Below are 18,006 nucleotides of genomic sequence, written 5' to 3'. Positions count from 1 at the left end.
ATTGTGTTAGGTCCACAATGCTGCTCTTTGCCGATCGACGTTTGACCGAGATCAACCGCCAGGTACGCAACGGGCGAAGGGAGCGGGCGGGGTTCTAGCGCGGCAGCACCCGATCGCGGCCGGGCGGTTGATCTCGATCAAGACCCTGTCGGGGGCGGCGACTACCTGTGAGTTCACTGGAGTTGAAGACATGCGCGCGCACCAGATCATGTCCCGGCGGGTGATGACTATTCGGCCCGAGGCTTCGATCGCCGATGCCATCAGGGTCATGCTTGGTCACCACATCAGTGGACTGCCGGTCACGGATGCGGCGGGAAAGCTCGTTGGCATCATTTGCGAAAGCGACTTCCTCAGGCGGGCCGAGCTCGAAACGGAGCACACGCGCAACCGGCTGCTGACCGTCCTGCTCGGAACAGACCGGATGGCGCGCGAATTCGTCAAGGAGCACGGGCGCAAGGTCGAGCAGGTGATGACGCGTGATCCGGCGACGACCAGGGAGGAGACTCCCCTCGAGGAGATTGCCGACCTGATGGAGCGTCGAAACCTGAATCACGTTCCGGTCATGCGCGATGATCGCATTGTCGGCATCATCACCCGGTCCGACTTCCTGTCCGCAGTGGCCGGTCCGTTGACCGGCGCACCCGGCTATTCGGAAGACGACAGTCAGATCCGCCGTTCGGTCCTTGCGGCGATGGCCGGGATGCCCTGGCAGCCCTTCGGCCTGAACGTGAGCGTCAGGGACGGCGTTGTGACGCTGCGCGGCGTCGTCAACGGCGACAGCGCCCGCCGGGCGGCCATCGTGGCTTGCGAGAATGCTTCAGGCGTTCGCGGCGTCGATGACCGCCTGTGCCTTCAATCGATCAGTCCCGATCCGGAGGACGATTACGGCGGTGGTGACTTCGTCTCGCTGCAGGCAGAACCCTCCACGCTCGATGACGAACCATTGTGACGATCGTCCCAGGACGCGGTCTCGCGACGGGCGACCGCGCGGATCGACCTAGGGCGCGGACTCATAACGCGCGGCCAGCCAGAGGCGGATAGATGCGAGCTGGACGAAGGCAAGGTAGTTTCCTGCAAGTCTGTCGTAGCGTGTAGCCACCCAGCGGCATTGCTTGATCGAGAAATGCCACGCGGCTTGTTGGGCAGCATAGGCTTGATGGCGACCCATTCATGATCGGCGAGTTCATAGCGCATGATTCGAGCTCCCAGTTTGGTAGCTCGAATCACAGAGGTCTGGCCGCACAACGCTCCCAGGCAGGCTTCGGTTGGACGCTTACGAGGTAGAGGCGGACACAGGCCAACCGACCATCTCCGCTGAACTGTCGCCCATTGTGGACGACAGTGTCGTTCTTCCCTCTTGTGGGCTAGGCGCGGGATGCTAGATTTGTGCGTCGCAGCTAATCATCTCCGCTATTGTAAACTCGATATCCAAATTGGGGGAACGATGAAAAGGACAATTACGGTCGCGATGTATCTTTGGGCCGGGGCATTTGCTTCAGATGCGCTTGCGGGACCCGCAGAAGAGGCCAATGCGGTAATTGACAAATGGTCGGCTACTTACACTGCAAATGACCGCGACGCGCTCGTCAGCCTATATGCTCCCGATGCAGTCCTGCTAGGAACGACCAGCCCTGTGATTTCCGAGGGTACAGAGGGCATACGGAAATACTTCCAGGAATTGCCAGGCAGTGGTCGAAAGAATGTGATCGTCGAGCGACGAATGATCATCCTGAGCGAGACGTCCGTGGTGGGGACAGGTTTCTACAATTTTGCCCGAGCCGCGGAAAACGATACTCCCCGCCCATCTCGATTTACCTTCGTGGTTGTCAAACGCGACGGTCGATGGATGATTGCTCACCACCATTCATCGCCGCTGTCATCCTCTCGGCAGTGATTTCCAATTTTGGTCGGTCATCGTGACGTCCGGCTTTGGCCCATCGCGACGCGTTGCGCTGCGGCATGAACGTGGTCGCTATAGAAGCAAAGGGGACGTGTCATCAGTCACATGACGCCACCGAGTTTATAGGTACACGGCCTAGTCCTCCGCCACGGGACGGGTGAAATCGGAATTCGCAGTCCGGCCGGGTGTCCAACGCACCGATTGCTTGGGCAGATCTGGTGATCGACGAAAAATAGAGCGCGAGTTCGAGGATGCCATACATCGCGAATATCATCAGCGCCTTGATTGCTTCGTTGGTCATCTGCATATCCTCCAACAGCCGATCTCAACTAGCGTTGGGCCATTTCGGTCAGTGCGTGCATTGGACGTGCCTGGTAGACGGCCAGCGTCTTCGCCTTCTGCAAGCCTAGTTCAGGCTGGGCCAGGTGCACGGTCAGCGTGGTCGCTGCGACGGCGATGCCGGCAAGCAATCCGGCGACGACCACTTTCAGATGCGTTGCCCTGTCTGCAGTGTAAATCGAGTGGTTCATTTCAGGCCCCTTGCCGGTGCATCCTGACGAACCCTTACTATCGGATAAATCGTCCGGCCGAAATTTGGGAGCTTCACCTAAGGTGATGTCCGTAGCGGCACGGCGAACACCTGCACTCCCCGAGTACGGCCCCACCGCGTTACCTTTGCTGTGGCTTGCCGATGCCATCGGGCGGCTTCGCGCATCGGTTCGGCAGGAGCGGGCGAGCCGGAGGCGGCGACTTCAGGGGCCGGCCACCGTGTCGTGGCGGCAGCTACCGCGGTGCCTGTCGGTCCCGCCCGGTACAGGCGGCAATCAGCCCGACCAGGGCAGTCACGAGCAACATGGTCACGATGGTCTGGATCAAGCCGAAGTTCAGCGCGTCACGTGCCACGAACAGCGCCGTGATCGGCGCTGCTATGGCGAAGAGAATCCGAACGAACCATCCGAGCATGGTGACCTCGATCCGCGGGGAGTTCAGCTAGCGGCCTTCATGTCTTCGGGCGATTCCACGTAGAACCCGGTGTAGGTATCTACGAAGCAGAGATGGTCGTGCACTTCCTTGACGCCGGCGGTGCTCTCGGCGGCGACGATCGCGGCCTGACGGGCCTCATCGGTGGTGACGAGGCCGTGCAGATGCACGACGCCCTTGCGGACATTCACCTCGAAGCCGATCGGACGCCAGTCCGTGCCGTTGACCGCGCGCGTGATGCGCTCGCGAATGTGCTCGTCATCGGCGGTCGGATCCGGAATCTCGTGCAGGAGGCTCGCCACGGCCTGCAGCAGGTTCGACCTCGTGACGATCCCGACGGGCGTCTTGCCCCGCATCACGGGGACACGCTTGATGTCGTTCTTCTCCATCAGGTCGACCAGTTCAGCCAGATCCGTGTCTTCCTCCACCGAGACGACCTGCTTCGTCATGACGTCCTCGACCTTGCGGCCGCGCTCGTGAACGAACTCGGCGGCAGCGCGTCCTGGTCCCATGAAGAACTTCAGCCAGGCGGCGTGCGTGCGGCCGGTGCCGATCTCGCTGCGGCGGAGGAAGTCGCTTTCCGAGACCACTCCGACGAGATTGCCGGCATCGTCGATGACGGGCAGGCCGCTGATGTGCATTCGGAGCATGATCTTGGCCGCCTCCTCGATCGTCGTGTGCGGCGTTACGGCAACGAGGTCCTTCGTCATGATATGATGCGCGCGCATGGTGTGTCCTCGAGTTCGCTGGCGAGTTTCCTGGGTGAGGCGAGGCTGTGGCTGTCGCAGCCTCGCGTCGGGGGCCGTCAGGCGGCCTTTACGCTGATGGTCTTGGCCGGCTTCTGAGCTTCTTCGGTCTTGGGAAGGACGACCTTGAGCACGCCGTTCTTGAACGTCGCCTCGATCTTGTCGGCATTGACATCGTCCGGGAGCGCGAAGTAGCGCTCGAACGAGCCGTAGCGGCGCTCGGAAACGTAGTAATCCTTCTTCTTCTCTTCGGTCTCTTCCTTCTTCTCGCCTCTGATGGTGAGACCCCCGTTGACGAGCTTGACGTCGATGTTCTTCTCGTCGAGGCCGGGAAGCTCAGCCGTGATCTCGTAGGCCTTGTCGCTTTCGGCGACGTCGACGGCCGGCGCATTGAAGTTCTTGGACAGGTCGCGCTCCAGCCGGGCAAGCGAGCGGAACGGCCGTTTCCAGAAGCCGCTACCGAAATCGTCGAAGATCTGGTCGATTTCGTTTCTCAGCGCCTGGAACGGCTGCCATGCCTCGCCGGCGGCTGCCGGGGCGGTGGACGTCTTGGTGACAGGAAGTTTGGTTTCGGTCGCCATGATCATGTTCTCCATCGAGTTTGACCATTCCGGTCGCCACGAAGGATAGTCTCGGCCGTCGTGCGCTGGTTGATTTCGCTCAAACCCAAGAGCCGCGCGCGCGAAATCGGATGCGTCCGCAGGGCATAGGACGATCATGTCCCATGCGGTGTGGAACTCGTCGTTCCGCATTCCTGTGTCGAGCAAAATGGGGCAGGTCCAGAGACGTTTCTCGGTTGCAGGGGCAGTCGAGAACATGTGGGCGTTTATGAAGCCGGTCTCCTTGGTAGCCATTGGTCGCCAAGTTTCACGTAAGAGCGCTTCACGGCAGCCCAGGCCGTGCGGTGAGCGATCTCTTCCTGCCGGAGGTCCCCGGCATGCGAGGCGAAGGCGTGGTTGAACGCCTCCCGGTAGATGTCCAGGGCATGAGGTGGCAGGTGGTGCCGTACGCCAAGGGGAAGGTCCTTGTTCGAGCGATAGGGCATCGTTGCATCCTGCGCGGAATCTTCGCCCCTCTTGCGCCGACGGGTGATGCCGCTGCGTTCGCTGCAGGGCCTGCGGCTGCTACATCGCCATGTCGGACTCGGGCAGCCGCTCGCGCTTCGGCTCCGGAATCTCCGTCATCGTCGCCTCCGTCAGAAGAAGCACGCTTGCGACGGACACCGCATTTTCGAGCGCGGTCCGTACGACCTTCACCGGATCGACGATGCCGGCTTCCACCAGGTCGACATAGACCTTCCGGGCGGCATCGAAGCCGGAATTGCCCTCGCTGGCCAGCATCCGGGCAACGACGACGCCGCCATCGGTTGCGGAATTCTCCGCGATCTGGCGCGCGGGAGCTTCGAGCGCGCGCTTCAGGATCTGCACGCCCGTTCTTTCGTCGCCCTCGCAGGTGGCCTCCTCCTTGGCTACGGCCGCGATCGTGCGGAGCAGGGCGAGGCCGCCGCCGGGAACGATGCCCTCGGCCACCGCAGCTTTGGTCGAGCTGATCGCATCGTCGAGCGCCTCCTTCTTGGCCTTCATCTCGGCCTCGGTCGGTGCTCCGACCCGGATGACGGCGACGCCGCCCGACAGCTTGGCGAGGCGCTCTTCGAGCTTCTCGCGGTCGTAGTCGCTGGTGGTCTTCTCGATCTCGACGCGGATCTGAGCGAGCCGTGCGTCGATACGGGCGCGATCGCCGCCACTCCCGATCAGGGTGGTGTTCTCCTTGTCGGCGACCACCCGTGCGGCGCGACCGAGCTGCTGGAGGGTGGCACTTTCCAGTTTGAGCCCGATCTCCTCCGAGATCACCTGCGCGCCGGTGAGGATGGCAATATCTTCCAGCATGGCCTTGCGCCGGTCGCCGAAGCCGGGTGCCTTGACCGCGCAAGCCTTGAGCACGCCGCGAAGCTGATTGACGATGAGGGTCGCCAGCGCTTCGCCCTCGATGTCCTCGGCGATGATCAGAAGCGACCGGCCGCTCTTGGCGACCTGCTCGAGCAGGGGAACCAGATCGCGCAGGGCGCCGATCTTGTGATCACAGAGCAGCACGTAGGGATCCTGCAGCACGGCTTCCATGCGGTCGGCATCCGTGACGAAGTAGGGCGACAGGAAGCCGCGATCGAACTTCATGCCTTCCACGACCTCCAGCAGCGTCTCGGTGGTCTTGGACTCCTCCACCGAGATCACGCCGTCACCGCCGACCTTCTCGATCGCATCCGCCACCAGTTCGCCGATGGAGATGTCGTTGTGCGCCGAGATCGTGGCGACCTGAACCTTTTCCGCCCTGGTCTTCACCGGCTTCGCCATGGCGTGCAGGGCGGCGATGGCGGCCTGTGTCCCGCGATCGAGGCCGCGTTTGAGGTCGATGGCGCTCGCGCCGGCGACGACGTTCCGGACGCCGTCCGCGAGGATGGCATGGGCCAGGATGGTCGACGTGCTGGTGCCGTCGCCGACGACATCGCCGGTCATCTCGGCGGCCTGCCGCAGCACCTGGGCGCCCAGGTTCTCTTCCGCGTCCTTGAGATCGAATTCCTTGGCAATGGTGACCCCATCGTTGCACACGATAGGTGCGCCCCACGACTTCTGGATCAGGACGGATTTCGACTTCGGCCCGAGCGTGACGCGCACGGCATCGGCGAGAAGGGACGCGCCGCGCAAGACTTCTTCACGAGCCGCCGAGTGAAACAGGACCCGCTTGTGCGCCATTTTTCATGTCCTCTGCTTTGCTGCCGCTGCCAATGCGATCTTGCAGGCCAGTTTGGACGAGTGAGCAGCAACCGGATTGATCTTCGTCAACGTGAGCACGTCGGCGTCGAAGCTCCCAGGAGCTCTCGACAGGTCGTCGATCGATGCAAACGCGACATTGTTTTGAGACAGCGCGCATTTTGCCGGCAGGGCGTTGACTTGGCGCAATCTGGAACTGGGGTGGTGCGGTATTGGGTTCGGTGGAATTCGCAGCAGCGCAGAGTCATGGTCGAGCAAACAATATCTGTTCCCAAGCAGGAGCATATGAGCGGGCTCTCCGCCGCGTCGGCGTGGTCGGGAGTCCTCGCCCACAAATGGTTTGTGCTCGCGATCCTTGTTCTGCTCGCCCTTGGTGCCTGGCAGGGCGTCCGCATCCTGTTCGGACCTGCCGTCGTGGTCGACCTGGTCGCGCGCGGCCGATTGATCGAGACCGTGGTGGCGAGCGGGCATGTCGAGACACCGTACCGCGTCGAGATCGGCAGCCAGATTACCGGCACGGTCGCGGACGTGCTGGTCCAGGAAGGCCAGAAGGTCACCAAGGGGCAGCCGCTGATCTCGCTGGAGGCGCGGGAACTGAAAGCGAGCGTGATCCAGGCGCAGGGGGCGGTAGCCCAGGCCGAAGCCCGGATCAGGCAGCTCGAAGAGCTGACGCTGCCCTCCGCGAAGGAAGCTCTGACACAAGCGCAAGCGACGCTTCTGAACGCCCAGCAGACCTATAACCGCACGGCGCAGCTCGAGCACAATGGCTACGCGACCAAGGCAGCCTTGGATGACGCGCAGAAGACGCTCGATGTCGCGCGCGCCGTGAAGCGTGCGGCGGAGTTCCAGGTCTATACCGCAAGCCCGGGCGGCAGCGACTATGTCATGGCGCAGACGCAGCTCAACCAGGCACGAGCCAATCTGGACACGGCGGACTCCCGCCTGGGCTATGCCACGATCGTGGCCCCTCGCGACGGCGTTCTCATCACCCGGAACGTCGAGCGAGGCACCGTGGTGCAGGCGGGGAAGGCGCTCCTGGTGCTGGCGCCGTCAGGTGACCTGCAGCTGGTCTTGCAGATCGACGAGCGCAATCTCGGCAAGCTCGCGCTCGGACAGAGCGCGCTGGCCTCCGCGGATGCTTACCCGGACCGGCGTTTCGCCGCCAAGGTCTCCTACATCAATCCGGGCATCGACATCTCCCGCGCGACCGTCCAGGTGAAGCTGACGGTGGTGGAGCCATCCGACGATCTGCGCCAGGACATGACCGTCTCGGTCGACATCGAGGTTGCCGCGAAAGACAATGCGAAGGTGCTTCCCGTCCGCTCGGTCCATGACGTTCTCTCCGGACAGCCCTGGGTCCTGACCGTGGAGGGCGGTCGTGCGGTCAAGCGTCCCGTGAAGCTCGGCCTGCGCGGCAGCAGCAACATCGAGATCGTCGAGGGGCTCGAAGCCGGTGATGTCGCGATTCCGCAAAGCTCCGGCGTCGTGACCGGGCAGCGCGTGCGGCCCGTCCGGCCATGAATCGCTGGCTTCCATTCGAGTGGATCGCTGCCGTGCGCTTCCTGCGTGAGGGGAGATTGCAGACCGCCTTCATCATCGGCGGCATTTCGATCGGCGTTGGCGTCATAGTCTTCATGTCGGCGATGCTCGCGGGCATGGAGGCGAATTTCATCAAGCGCGTGCTGACGTCGCAGCCGCAGATCCAGCTCCTCACGCCGGATCAGGTCGCGCGCCCCTTGCGCAATGCCGCCGGCGAGATCGAGGACGCGGTGGTGCAGCGGCCGAGCCAGCGGGTGATCTCGATCGACCAGTGGCCGAAGATCCGAGCCCAGATGCTGGCGATGCCCGAAGTCACCGCGGTCTCACCCACCATCACTGGATCCGCGCTGGCCATCCGCGGCGACGCCAGCCGGGCGGTGACGCTGACCGGAATCGAGCCGGACACCTATTTCAACATCGTCAAGGTGCCGGACTACATCGTCGCCGGCACCGCGCGGATGACCAGCGAGGACATCATCATCGGCACCGAGCTCGCCAAGAATCTCGGCGCCACCGTGGGTGACAAGCTGAACCTCCAGGCGGCAAGCTCTGCCAACCGGGTGCTGACGATCTCCGGCCTGGTCGATTTCGGCAACAAGGGCGCCAACCAGCGGGTGGCTTTCATCGCACTGCGGACCGGACAGTCTCTGCTCGGCATGATCGGCGGGGTTACTACCATCGACATGACGATCAAGGACATCTACGCGGCCGAAACCATCGCCAAGCGGATCCAGGCGGCGACGGCCGTCGAGGCCGATAGCTGGATCGCCACCAACGCGCAGTTCTACACCGCCGTCCAGGCGCAGATCTACACGAACACCTTGATCCGTGTGTTCGTGGGCCTGTCTGTGGCCTTTGGCATTGCCGCGGTGCTCATCGTCTCGGTGATCCAGCGCTCCAAGGAGATCGGCATCCTCAGGGCGATGGGCACCTCGCGCGGCCAGATCCTGCGGGTGTTCCTGCTCCAGGGTGGTCTGCTCGGCTTTGTCGGCTCGCTGTTCGGCGCGACGATGGGCGCCCTTGCGCTGATCTATTGGCACGCTGTTGCCCGCCAGGCGGATGGAAGCGAGTTCTTTCCGTTGATCCTGGAGCGAAACCTCTTCATCTATACGGCGGTGCTCGCCACGGTCACCGGCCTGTTGGCTGCGACAGCGCCGGCGGTGCGCGCCGCGAAACTCGATCCGGTGGTAGCGATCCGTGGCTGACGAGATCCTGAGGCTCGAGCGCGTCTGCAAGGCCTACAATGTGGGCCTGCCAACGGAGGTCGAGGTATTGCACGACATCGATCTCGAGCTCGCTCATGGCGAGTTCCTGGCCTTGATGGGGCCGTCCGGCTCAGGCAAGAGCACGCTGCTCAACATCGTCGGTCTGCTCGATCGGCCGACGTCCGGCCGGCTCCTCATCAAGGGGCGCGATACCGGGCTGCTGGGCGACAACGAACTCACGCATCTGAGAGGCCACACCATCGGCTTCGTGTTTCAGCATCATTTGCTGATCTCTGCCTTCACCGCGCGCGAAAACATCATGATGCCGATGCTCGCGGACCGCGGATTTCCGAGCGCGGAGATCGCGGCCCGGGCCGATCATCTCCTTGCCGAGGTCGGTCTCGAGAGATTCGGAAACAATCTCGCCAACAACATGTCGGGCGGCCAGCAGCAGCGGGTGGCGGTGGCCAGGGCGCTCGCGATGAATCCGGATCTCGTGCTGGCGGACGAGCCGACCGGAAATCTGGATTCGAAGTCGGCCGATGCCGTCTTCGAACTGATGCGACGGGTCAATCGGGAGAGCGGCACGAGCTTCCTGCTCGTCACACATAATCTGGACCTCGCGCGCCGCTGCGACCGCATCATCGAGGTGGTCGACGGCCGGATTGCGCAGCATTGAACGCTGGGACTCCGGCGCAAGCGCCATATGCTGTCAGCTGTCGAGTTCGTCGGCCCGGTCGTGTGAGACTGCGGTGTTGACCTGAATCAAGCAGAAGCCGCCGTTCCCCTATTACCATTCACGCCGCAGCCGACGGTGATGGAGAAGCAGAGTGGAGTCCGATCAAGTTTCACGGAAGCAGACCATGGTCATGGCCGCTGTCTTGGCAGGCGGCCTGCTGCTCGTCATGCTGCAGTTCGGGCTCGCGACGTATAGTTCGATCGAAACCATTCCCTACAGCCAATTCGAGCAGCTGCTGGCACAGGACAAGATCGCCGAGGTGTCCGTCGGCTCGGATATGATTCAGGGGAAATTGAAAGAACCGCTTCCGAGTGGAAAGTCCGCATTCATCACGGCGCGGGTCGATATGGCTTTGGCCGAGAAGCTCGCGGCGAAAGGCGTGAGCGTGACCGGCGTTCCCAGTGGCGGTCTGCTGCAGAGCTTGCTGTCCTGGATCTTTCCGGTCATCGCCTTCTTCGTGATCTGGTTCTGGATCGGCCGCCGCATGGGAGGCGGCCAGGGCCTGGGCGGGCTGATGGCGATCGGCAAGTCCCGCGCAAAGGTCTATGTCGAAAAGGACATCAAGGTCACCTTCGCGGACGTAGCCGGAGTGGACGAGGCGAAGTTCGAGCTCCAGGAAGTCGTTTCATTCCTCAAGGACCCCACGAGCTATGGCCGCTTGGGGGCGCACGTGCCGAAGGGAATATTGCTGGTCGGACCCCCGGGAACGGGAAAGACGCTGCTGGCCCGCGCCGTGGCGGGAGAGGCCGGCGTTCCGTTCTTCTCGATCTCGGGCTCGGAATTCGTTGAGATGTTCGTTGGTGTCGGCGCAGCCCGCGTCCGGGACCTGTTCGAGCAGGCCCGAAAGGCGGCACCGTGCATCATCTTCGTCGACGAGCTCGACGCACTGGGACGCAGCCGCGGGCCGCTCTCGTTCGGTGGTTACGACGAGAAGGAACAAACCCTCAACCAGCTGCTGTCCGAGCTTGACGGCTTCGACCCGAGCGCCGGCGTCATCCTGCTGGCGGCCACCAACCGCCCCGAGATCCTGGACCCCGCACTGCTGCGCGCGGGCCGGTTCGACCGCCAGGTTCTGGTTGACCGGCCGGACAAGAACGGGCGCGTCGCCATTCTCAAGGTCCATGTCCGCAAGATCCGCATGGGCAACGACGTCGACCTCGACAAGGTGGCGGGACTCACGACCGGATTTACCGGCGCCGACCTCGCAAACCTCATCAACGAAGCCGCGATCGCCGCGACCAGGCGGAGCGGTGAGGAGGTCACGTTCGACGATTTCGTCACGGCGATCGAGCGGATCGTGGCCGGCATCGAGAAGAAGAGCAGGGTGCTCAGCAAGGACGAACGGCGCAGGGTCGCCTATCACGAGATGGGCCATGCCCTCGTTGCGGCCAGCCTGCCCGGCGTCGACCCGGTGCAGAAGGTCTCGATCATTCCGCGCGGGATCGGCGCACTGGGATACACCATCCAGCGTCCGACCGAGGACAGGTTCCTGCTGACGATCGAGGAGCTCAAGAACCGCATCGCGGTGCTGATGGGGGGACGCGCATCGGAGCGTCTGATCTTCGACGGTGCGATCTCCACCGGCGCCGCCGACGATCTTCAGCGTGCGACCGAAGTCGCGATCGAGATGGTGACCAAGTACGGCATGGACGAGACGGTGGGGCAGCGCACCTATGCGCCCAAGCCGCAAGCGTTTCTCGGGGCGGCCCAGGACAAGATCGTCGGGGCTGCCGAGGCAACGGGCCGCGAGATCGATCTGGCCGTCCGCAACCTGATCGAGGAAGGAGACCGCCGCGCCCGGGATATCCTCCAGCGCCGGCGTGGTGACCTGGACGCCGGTGTGGAGCTGTTGATCGCGAACGAAACGGTGACGTCCGAGCAGTTCGCGCCGCTGCTGGGCCAGCGCAGCGGGGAGAGCAAGCCGGTCGCCGCGTGATCGCGGCACGCATCAATGGCCGCGGCCCGCTGTGCAGGAGCGCGCATCAAGCCTGCCGACCGATCAAGGGCCGCGCGAGTTGATCTTCCGGCGCAGGCGATGACACGTATCTTCCAGGAGAGTTTGAAGATTCTCGATGTTCACCAGCAGCTCCTCTGCTTGTCGCCGATCTGGTGTTCCGAAAGCAAAACCGTCGCGCAGATGCGCGACGGTCTCCACGCGCTTGCGTCCGGCTGCGGCTCGATTTTCGAAGAACTCGAGTTGCTCCAGATCATGGCCGAGCTCGTCCGCTTCGGAGATCAGCATCTTGGTGATCGCGCTTCGGCGGTCAGGCATGAGGTCGGCGCCGTTCAACAGCGCGATGTAATGGTCGACATTCGCCCGTGCGATGTAGCGATGCATGGCGCACTCCCCCGTCACGTAACCTTATATTACCACCGCAAAGGCAGGCGACGAAAGATGACCGCCTTTGGGTGGGCAGGCCGCCGCGGTATTATAGTAGCAGGGGCGAGAGCGGTAAACCAGAATATCCGTGATCTTCTGAACGGCGATCCAAGTCGCCAAGCAGATGTCGCGGCAGATCGGGCTTGAGAGCTGGCCCCGGTTGTTTGGACAGCGCCCCGCTGGATTTAAGTGGATTCCTGCCGGGTTATGCTGAACGCGGGGCTTTACGGTTTTGTCGTTGCGTCGGGAGGGCGTAGCCCGACCAGAGCGACGACAAAACCGTCGGCGACGGTCATGCGGCCATCACCATAGCTTGCGTGCCGAAGTAAGCCTCGTCGGGCGTGCGCCCGTCAAGGCTCGAGTGAGGGCGTCCCTGATTGTAGAAGGCCAGATACTTGGCAATTGACGCTCGCGCCTCGGACACGCTGTCGTAGGCGCGGAGATATACTTCTTCGTATTTGACCGTGCGCCAGAGCCGCTCGACAAACACGTTGTCGCGCCAGGCGCCCTTGCCGTCCATGCTGATGGCGATCTTCGCGTCCAGCAGCACATCGGTGAACTCGAGGCTGGTGAACTGGCTGCCCTGATCCGTGTTGAAAATCTCGGGCCTGCCGTGCTTCGCCAACGCCTCCTGGACCGCTTCGACGCAGAAGGCCGCCTCCATTGTGATCGAGACGCGATGGGCCAGGACCCGTCGGCTGAACACATCGACGACCGCCGCGAGATAGACGAAGCCACGCCGCATCGGAATGTAGGTGATGTCCATTGCCCACGCATGGTCGGGCCGCTCGATCTTCAATCCGCGCAACAGGTACGGGTAGATCTTGTGACCCGGAGCCGGCTTGCTCGTGTTCGGGCGACGATAGACCGCCTCGATCCCCATGCGCTTCATCAGCGTCGCGATGTGGCGGCGACCGGCGTATACGCCCTCCCGCCGCAGCAACGATCGCAGCATACGCGCTCCCGCGAAGGGATAATCGAGATGCAGCTCATCGAGCCGACGCATCAAGGCAAGGTCCTCGGCCGAAACTGGCCGAGGTTCATAGTAGACCGTGCTGCGAGCCAGCTTCAGGACCTTCGCCTGGCGCACGATAGAAAGATCATGATCGCGGTCGATCATCGCTTTGCGCTCAGCAGGCCCGCCTTGGTGAGCGCGCCGGACAAAAAATCGTTTTCCAACGCCAGCTCGCCGATCTTGGCATGTAACGCCTTCAAATCGACCGGCGTCTCGGCCGATGTCTTGTCATGCCCAAACACGCCGGCGGCGCCTTCCAGGAGCTGGTTTTTCCAGATCGTGATCTGGTTCGGATGAACATCAAACAGTTGCGCCAGCTCCGCCAGTGTCTTGTCGCCTTTGACCGCAGCCAAAGCAACCTTCGCCTTGAATGCCGGAGAATGCGTCCGGCGGCTCTTCTTCGTCATCTTCGCTCCTGATTCGCAGCAAGAATCCTCGCCGCTGTCAGGCAGAAAATCCACTCAAGCTACTGTCCGAATTTGCGGGGGCTCTCTTGATCCCGATCAAGCTCGGGCTTCGCGGGCCCGCTAGTATTTATTTTGCGTAACCCGACCCCACGGTTACGTCCCCAAGTCGCCGCCGAGGTCCATCCCACCGCATCTCGGCGGCTCTTTTCTTCTAATGATTATGAATGAGCCGATGCCCACCTATTATTTCGATATCAAGGACGGCGTGCCCGTCCGCGACAAGTCAGGATTGGAGCTTGTGAGTGATGGTGCCGCCATCGCACACAGCAAGAACCTCGCCGACAGGGTGCGCAGAGAGAAACCGAAAGGTCATCCCGCGCTCCAGATCGTCGTCATCGACGAGAGCGGCCGGGAAGTTCACCGCGAACGGATTTATTCAAACGCGACTTGAACACCGGTAAAGGGATGTAGCGCGGCTCGCTCCCTGCCGCAGTCTGGTCGCCTCACATCGCGGAATTCGGCCGCCTCATTGATTTGGCGCAAAGCCGCGGGCCAATCGGCTTGTAGCTTAAATCAAAAGCGCCGGGTCGGAGTGACGGTGTCCCTCGCCCAACAGGTGCTGAATGGAAGGTGCCTGGGAGGGGTGAAGCACCATGAAGCGGCAGCAGACCAAGCAAACCGTATCGTTTCAGGACCGCCTTTCGGCGTGGGCCGAACAGCTCCGCAAGAAGGCCGCTAGGCTGAAGCTTGGCCGCGAGCGGGACGACCTGCTCGTGAAGGTTCGTCAGGCCGATGTCGCAGCTCACCTCGACGAATGGGTCAACTCTCGCGGTCTTCAGCCGCCAAAGTAGGGTTGCTCTGCTTCCAGCTGGATGCAGGCAAGGCGCGCTGTCGCCTGCACGCGCGGCATCGAACCAGGTCGATCGTCTCGAGTATCAAGCCTCTGGGATTGCGAGGCGCTTGGCGGCGTTCGCCGAGACCAGATAGGCCGCCGCGATGGCAATGATCGCCGCAAGTATTCCTCCGGAAAGCGCGGTAAAGCCGAACAGCCCGCGCCACGGACCAAGCGCAAGCGCCAGCCCGGCGAGAAGGGCGCCGACAGACGTCGCGATCAGGATGTTATGGGGGCGGTTCGCGCGCCATGGCATGCGGCGCGACCGGATGACGAAGATGACCAGGATCTGAGTGAGTATCGATTCCACGAACCACCCGGTTCGAAACAGTGCTGCATCCGCTTCGAACACCTCGAGGAGAACGACGAAGGTGATTGCATCGAACAGGGAGGACGCCATTCCCATGATGATGGAGAAGCGCAGGATGCCGGCCATGTTCCACGTTTCGGGCTGGGCCACGTCTTCGCGGTCGACCTCGTCGAACGGGATGCCGATTTCGGAGAGATCGTAGATCAGATTGTTCAGCAGGATCTGCAGCGGCAGCAACGGCAGGAATGGCAGAACGATCGACGCCAGGGCCATCGAAAGCATGTTGCCGAAATTCGAACTCGTTCCCATTCGGACATATTTCAGGATGTTGGCAAAGGTTCTGCGGCCCTCGCGCACGCCGGCCGCAAGCACTGACAGGTCGGGAGTCACCAGGATCATGTCGGCGGCTGCGCGGGCGACCTCGGTCGCGCCCGTGACGGATATGCCGACATGTGCTGCGTGGATCGCCGGCGCATCATTGACGCCGTCTCCCATGAAACCGACGACGTGATTGCGGCGCCGGAGTGCGGCAATGATCCGCCCCTTCTGATCGGGGTCGATCCGGGCAAACAGATCGACGTCATCGACTCGGGCGACGAGCGCGGCATCGGTGAGCTCTGAGATCTCGGCTCCGGTCATGACTCGTTCCGACGGGAGACCGACCGCTCGCGCGACATGGGAGACCACGGCGTCATGGTCACCCGAGAGGATCTTGATCGTCACGCCGAGCGAGGTGAGCGCTTCAATCGCCGAGGCCGCATCCTGCTTGGGCGGATCGGCGAAGACACAGAAGCCCAGCATGGTCAGACTGGTCTCGTCACCGACGGCAATCGTCCGTTGCCCCACCGGAATGGACCTGATCGCGACGGCAAGAAGCCGGAAGCCGTCGCGGGCATATCGAGCCTGGATGTCCGCCATTTTCTGGTGCCATATGGCGTCGAGCGGATGAGCCAGGCCATCGATCTCCACGGCAGCGCAGCGGGCCAGGATGGATTCCGGAGCCCCCTTTGCGATCAGCATGTGCTCGTCGTGCCGAGCGGCGAGAACGGACAAGCATCTCCGCTCGAAGTCGAACGGGACTTCCGAAAGCCGGACCCAGCCGTCCGCGCCATCGCGGCTCGCTGACAGGATCGCGTCGTCGAGAGGGCTTCGGACACCGGCCTGGAACGTGCTGTTCAGGTGCGCGAAGCTCAGCACGCGATCGCTGGACCGATCCTGCGGATCGATATGCGCCTCCAGCGTGATCCTGGCTTCCGTCAACGTGCCGGTCTTGTCGACGCAAAGCGTGTCCATCGCGCCCAGGTCGTGAATGGCGGACAATCGCTTGACGATGACTTTTCGCTTTGCCATGCGCAGCGCGCCACGGGCGAGGGTGACCGTCATCACCATGGGCAGCAGTTCGGGCGTCAGGCCGACGGCGAGTGCGACGGCGAAGAGGAAGGACTCCATTGCGGGACGATGCGCGACGAGATGAGTCATCAGCACAAAGAGCATGAGAAAGAGTGTCAGCCGAAGGATCAGCACGCCGAGCCTTCGGACGCCCTCCTCGAGAGCCGTCGGCGGTGCGTCGGCGGCCATTGCCGAGGCGATCGCGCCGAAGCGCGTCCGGCCTCCGGTCCTCACGACCAGCATCCTGCCGCTTCCGCCCACGGTGCTGGTTCCCGCAAACAGGGCGTTCGTGGCGTCTGCCGGCAATGCCGCCGCGCAAGGAGCGTCCGTCTTGAAAGCCGGAAACGGCTCGCCCGTCATCAGGGCTTCATTGACATGCAATTCCTGGGCATCGAGGACGATGCCATCGGCCGGTATCAGATCGCCGATGCGGAGCTTCACGACGTCCCCGGGGACGAGAGCCGTCACCGAAACGGTCATGTCCCTGCCGTCCCTGACGACGTCGGCCTGAATGGCGACGGATTCCCGCAGCGCTTCGGCCGTCCGCTCGGCGCGATGCTCCTGAACGATATCGAGCGTGATGGACAGGGACAGCACGGTCGCGATGATGGCAAAACTGCCGATGTCGCCGCTCAGCCCGGATACGAGCGCGGCTGCCAGCAGCATCGCAATCAAGGGATTCCAGAGGCGTTGGCCGAGCTTGCGCAGCGCTGACCGGCTTTGGGAGGCGTCAGCGCGGTTTGCTCCGAAGATTGCCAGCCTTCGTTTCGCTTCGGTTTGTGTCAGGCCTTCCGGACCTGAGCCGAGCGCGCGGCAGAGTTCTTCCTTTGGCGTTTGCCAGAACTCGGCAACCAAAGCCTCCGCCGGAATGGATTGCGCGATCATTGCAAGGGCTCGCCGGTCACTGACATCTGGGCCAGGCGAGCGTAAGAGGCTGCTCGACCCCCGGGTTGATGCAGCTCAACCCGGTTTCGGGTGACACAGCCTGTGCATTGCTAATAGACGGACACCGCACGACCCGCGTCTGCGTGAGCACCATCCTGATGCGGCCGATCGATAGCGGCGAGGGCGGCCTGCTCATGCGACAGGCGCCACTCGATGTAGTTGCGCTCGACGTCGGTGAGATGCGCCTTCAGCAAGCGGTGATAGCGCTCGATGTTCCTGCTGTGGGCGCGACTGAGCGCAAAGCTGGCTGCCGACATGTCACCTCCTCGTGCTGACGTTCAGAGCGACGCGCCGCTTCAGCGCATCATTTCTTCCGGCTGTTCGCCGATGGCGAAAATATCTGGTTGGCAGGTGGTTGCCCGCCGGTCGGAACGGCGATGGTCACGAAGCCGCGGCCCATCGCGGTGTGGCAGGCATTGCAGCCGTCGGTCAGCGCGCGCATGGAGGCGACGAACTTGCGATCATCTCCCGCCGCGATCGCGTCGGCGACCGAGACCAGCGGCTCCCTCATCGTGGTCACGTTGCTGATGGGCACCGCCGGGTAGAAGACGGCTGCTTCGGCCAGGCTATTCGTCAGCTGCCTGAGCTCATACGCGGCCAGGTCCCAGTTTTTCGCCTTGCCTGCATACCACAGCTTGAGATGCTCGAGCTGCGCCATGCCCATGACCTCGACGAGACGAGGCACCTCTTGTTTCGCGCTCGCGGACGGCGGAAAGTCGGACTGAGCAATCGCGGATGTGACCGCACCCGCCGAAATCGCGAGAACCACGCACCAATGTCTTAGCGTCATCCG

21 protein-coding genes and 1 pseudogene are annotated in these 18,006 nt (G+C 62.9%); 8 read left to right on the top strand and 14 right to left on the bottom strand.

The window, feature by feature from the left end; translation table 11 throughout:
- The first annotated feature begins 190 nt into the window (after positions 1-190).
- Positions 191-949, top strand: a complete 759-nt coding sequence (locus ABIF91_RS04070) for a CBS domain-containing protein (protein WP_028177083.1) — start codon at positions 191-193, stop codon at positions 947-949.
- Positions 950-997: 48 nt separating this feature from the next.
- On the opposite strand, the pseudogene ABIF91_RS04065 reads toward ABIF91_RS04070, so the two are convergent.
- Positions 998-1,117 (bottom strand): annotated as a pseudogene (locus tag ABIF91_RS04065) (IS5/IS1182 family transposase); the annotation flags it as partial.
- Between the two features lie 327 nt (positions 1,118-1,444).
- Here ABIF91_RS04065 and ABIF91_RS04060 point away from each other — a divergent pair.
- On the top strand, positions 1,445-1,894 hold the full coding sequence (locus tag ABIF91_RS04060) for an SgcJ/EcaC family oxidoreductase (RefSeq protein ID WP_196233503.1): 450 nt from the start codon (positions 1,445-1,447) through the stop codon (positions 1,892-1,894).
- 103 nt (positions 1,895-1,997) lie between these two features.
- On the opposite strand, the gene ABIF91_RS04055 is transcribed toward ABIF91_RS04060, so the two are convergent.
- From ABIF91_RS04055 to ABIF91_RS04020, 8 genes are all read right to left on the bottom strand, one after another.
- Positions 1,998-2,201: a hypothetical protein gene (locus ABIF91_RS04055; RefSeq protein WP_155251774.1), complete on the bottom strand. Its 204-nt coding sequence runs from the start codon at positions 2,199-2,201 to the stop codon at positions 1,998-2,000.
- A gap of 28 nt (positions 2,202-2,229) precedes the next feature.
- A complete protein-coding gene (locus ABIF91_RS04050) occupies positions 2,230-2,430 on the bottom strand; it encodes a hypothetical protein (protein ID WP_284282789.1) in 201 nt (66 codons plus the stop codon).
- A gap of 253 nt (positions 2,431-2,683) precedes the next feature.
- Positions 2,684-2,863, bottom strand: coding sequence for a hypothetical protein (locus ABIF91_RS04045; protein WP_035717310.1), 180 nt, complete (start codon positions 2,861-2,863; stop codon positions 2,684-2,686).
- 23 nt (positions 2,864-2,886) lie between these two features.
- Positions 2,887-3,609 carry a CBS domain-containing protein gene (locus ABIF91_RS04040; RefSeq protein ID WP_028177081.1) on the bottom strand — a complete coding sequence of 241 codons (723 nt, stop codon included), beginning with the start codon at positions 3,607-3,609 and terminating at the stop codon, positions 2,887-2,889.
- A 77-nt stretch (positions 3,610-3,686) separates the two neighbouring features.
- Positions 3,687-4,208, bottom strand: a complete 522-nt coding sequence (locus ABIF91_RS04035; protein WP_028177080.1) for an Hsp20/alpha crystallin family protein — start codon at positions 4,206-4,208, stop codon at positions 3,687-3,689.
- Between the two features lie 245 nt (positions 4,209-4,453).
- Positions 4,454-4,672, bottom strand: coding sequence for a ChaB family protein (locus ABIF91_RS04030; RefSeq protein WP_028177079.1), 219 nt, complete (start codon positions 4,670-4,672; stop codon positions 4,454-4,456).
- A 79-nt stretch (positions 4,673-4,751) separates the two neighbouring features.
- Positions 4,752-6,374 (bottom strand): chaperonin GroEL, encoded by a 1,623-nt coding sequence (groL, locus tag ABIF91_RS04025; protein ID WP_028177078.1) that lies wholly within the window; start codon positions 6,372-6,374, stop codon positions 4,752-4,754.
- A 3-nt stretch (positions 6,375-6,377) separates the two neighbouring features.
- Complete coding sequence (locus ABIF91_RS04020) at positions 6,378-6,650, bottom strand: hypothetical protein (protein ID WP_155251773.1); 273 nt, start codon at positions 6,648-6,650, stop codon at positions 6,378-6,380.
- On the opposite strand from ABIF91_RS04020, the gene ABIF91_RS04015 reads away from it, so the two are divergent.
- From ABIF91_RS04015 to ftsH, 4 genes are all read left to right on the top strand, one after another.
- Positions 6,639-7,913, top strand: a complete 1,275-nt coding sequence (locus ABIF91_RS04015; protein ID WP_028177077.1) for an efflux RND transporter periplasmic adaptor subunit — start codon at positions 6,639-6,641, stop codon at positions 7,911-7,913. The genes ABIF91_RS04020 and ABIF91_RS04015 overlap by 12 nt on opposite strands.
- The gene (locus ABIF91_RS04010) at positions 7,910-9,136 is read left to right on the top strand and encodes an ABC transporter permease (RefSeq protein WP_028177076.1); all 1,227 of its coding nucleotides are present in this window, start codon (positions 7,910-7,912) and stop codon (positions 9,134-9,136) included. Before ABIF91_RS04015 ends, ABIF91_RS04010 begins: the two co-directional genes overlap by 4 nt.
- A complete protein-coding gene (locus tag ABIF91_RS04005) occupies positions 9,129-9,815 on the top strand; it encodes an ABC transporter ATP-binding protein (protein ID WP_028177075.1) in 687 nt (228 codons plus the stop codon). The genes ABIF91_RS04010 and ABIF91_RS04005 overlap by 8 nt, the downstream gene beginning before the upstream one ends.
- A 151-nt stretch (positions 9,816-9,966) precedes the next feature.
- Entirely contained in the window at positions 9,967-11,811 is a 1,845-nt protein-coding gene (gene ftsH / locus ABIF91_RS04000) for an ATP-dependent zinc metalloprotease FtsH (RefSeq protein ID WP_035717308.1), read from the top strand.
- A 63-nt stretch (positions 11,812-11,874) separates the two neighbouring features.
- Here ftsH and ABIF91_RS03995 read toward each other — a convergent pair whose 3' ends face one another.
- Entirely contained in the window at positions 11,875-12,213 is a 339-nt protein-coding gene (locus tag ABIF91_RS03995; protein ID WP_284282788.1) for a hypothetical protein, read from the bottom strand.
- Between the two features lie 334 nt (positions 12,214-12,547).
- Positions 12,548-13,677 (bottom strand): IS3-like element ISRj2 family transposase gene (locus ABIF91_RS03990; RefSeq protein ID WP_129557670.1). Its coding sequence is split into 2 segments (ribosomal slippage): positions 12,548-13,425 and positions 13,425-13,677, totalling 1,131 coding nucleotides; the frame shifts between segments, so codons are not numbered across the junction.
- 232 nt (positions 13,678-13,909) lie between these two features.
- Between ABIF91_RS03990 and ABIF91_RS03985 the strand changes: the two genes are divergently transcribed.
- Together ABIF91_RS03985 and ABIF91_RS03980 are read left to right on the top strand one after the other, a co-directional pair.
- Entirely contained in the window at positions 13,910-14,128 is a 219-nt protein-coding gene (locus ABIF91_RS03985) for a DUF6894 family protein (protein WP_028177712.1), read from the top strand.
- A 202-nt stretch (positions 14,129-14,330) separates the two neighbouring features.
- Positions 14,331-14,528: a hypothetical protein gene (locus tag ABIF91_RS03980; protein ID WP_028177711.1), complete on the top strand. Its 198-nt coding sequence runs from the start codon at positions 14,331-14,333 to the stop codon at positions 14,526-14,528.
- Between the two features lie 84 nt (positions 14,529-14,612).
- On the opposite strand, the gene mgtA is transcribed toward ABIF91_RS03980, so the two are convergent.
- The 3 genes from mgtA to ABIF91_RS03965 form a co-directional block, all read right to left on the bottom strand.
- On the bottom strand, positions 14,613-17,153 hold the full coding sequence (gene mgtA / locus ABIF91_RS03975) for a magnesium-translocating P-type ATPase (protein WP_050995090.1): 2,541 nt from the start codon (positions 17,151-17,153) through the stop codon (positions 14,613-14,615).
- Between the two features lie 110 nt (positions 17,154-17,263).
- Positions 17,264-17,470, bottom strand: a complete 207-nt coding sequence (locus ABIF91_RS03970; RefSeq protein WP_050995091.1) for a hypothetical protein — start codon at positions 17,468-17,470, stop codon at positions 17,264-17,266.
- 47 nt (positions 17,471-17,517) lie between these two features.
- Positions 17,518-17,982, bottom strand: coding sequence for a hypothetical protein (locus tag ABIF91_RS03965; RefSeq protein ID WP_245285428.1), 465 nt, complete (start codon positions 17,980-17,982; stop codon positions 17,518-17,520).
- Positions 17,983-18,006 lie beyond the last annotated feature (24 nt).

It is taken from the genome of Bradyrhizobium sp. USDA 241, assembly GCF_049739505.1.
Lineage (GTDB): Bacteria > Pseudomonadota > Alphaproteobacteria > Rhizobiales > Xanthobacteraceae > Bradyrhizobium > Bradyrhizobium liaoningense.
Note: the sequence above shows the minus strand (reverse complement) of the source record. Positions and strands in the feature narration are given on the sequence as shown.

What these genes read in the sequence shown, in the direction of transcription:
- ABIF91_RS04070 (WP_028177083.1), top strand. Translation starts at nt 191, where the DNA reads ATGCGCGCGCACCAGATCATGTCCCGGCGGGTGATGACTATTCGGCCC.
- ABIF91_RS04060 (WP_196233503.1), top strand. Translation starts at nt 1,445, where the DNA reads ATGAAAAGGACAATTACGGTCGCGATGTATCTTTGGGCCGGGGCATTT.
- ABIF91_RS04055 (WP_155251774.1), bottom strand. Translation starts at nt 2,201, where the DNA reads ATGACCAACGAAGCAATCAAGGCGCTGATGATATTCGCGATGTATGGC.
- ABIF91_RS04050 (WP_284282789.1), bottom strand. Translation starts at nt 2,430, where the DNA reads ATGAACCACTCGATTTACACTGCAGACAGGGCAACGCATCTGAAAGTG.
- ABIF91_RS04045 (WP_035717310.1), bottom strand. Translation starts at nt 2,863, where the DNA reads ATGCTCGGATGGTTCGTTCGGATTCTCTTCGCCATAGCAGCGCCGATC.
- ABIF91_RS04040 (WP_028177081.1), bottom strand. Translation starts at nt 3,609, where the DNA reads ATGCGCGCGCATCATATCATGACGAAGGACCTCGTTGCCGTAACGCCG.
- ABIF91_RS04035 (WP_028177080.1), bottom strand. Translation starts at nt 4,208, where the DNA reads ATGGCGACCGAAACCAAACTTCCTGTCACCAAGACGTCCACCGCCCCG.
- ABIF91_RS04030 (WP_028177079.1), bottom strand. Translation starts at nt 4,672, where the DNA reads ATGCCCTATCGCTCGAACAAGGACCTTCCCCTTGGCGTACGGCACCAC.
- groL (WP_028177078.1), bottom strand. Translation starts at nt 6,374, where the DNA reads ATGGCGCACAAGCGGGTCCTGTTTCACTCGGCGGCTCGTGAAGAAGTC.
- ABIF91_RS04015 (WP_028177077.1), top strand. Translation starts at nt 6,639, where the DNA reads ATGGTCGAGCAAACAATATCTGTTCCCAAGCAGGAGCATATGAGCGGG.
- ABIF91_RS04010 (WP_028177076.1), top strand. Translation starts at nt 7,910, where the DNA reads ATGAATCGCTGGCTTCCATTCGAGTGGATCGCTGCCGTGCGCTTCCTG.
- ABIF91_RS03995 (WP_284282788.1), bottom strand. Translation starts at nt 12,213, where the DNA reads ATGCATCGCTACATCGCACGGGCGAATGTCGACCATTACATCGCGCTG.
- ABIF91_RS03985 (WP_028177712.1), top strand. Translation starts at nt 13,910, where the DNA reads ATGCCCACCTATTATTTCGATATCAAGGACGGCGTGCCCGTCCGCGAC.
- ABIF91_RS03980 (WP_028177711.1), top strand. Translation starts at nt 14,331, where the DNA reads ATGAAGCGGCAGCAGACCAAGCAAACCGTATCGTTTCAGGACCGCCTT.
- mgtA (WP_050995090.1), bottom strand. Translation starts at nt 17,153, where the DNA reads ATGATCGCGCAATCCATTCCGGCGGAGGCTTTGGTTGCCGAGTTCTGG.
- ABIF91_RS03970 (WP_050995091.1), bottom strand. Translation starts at nt 17,470, where the DNA reads ATGTCGGCAGCCAGCTTTGCGCTCAGTCGCGCCCACAGCAGGAACATC.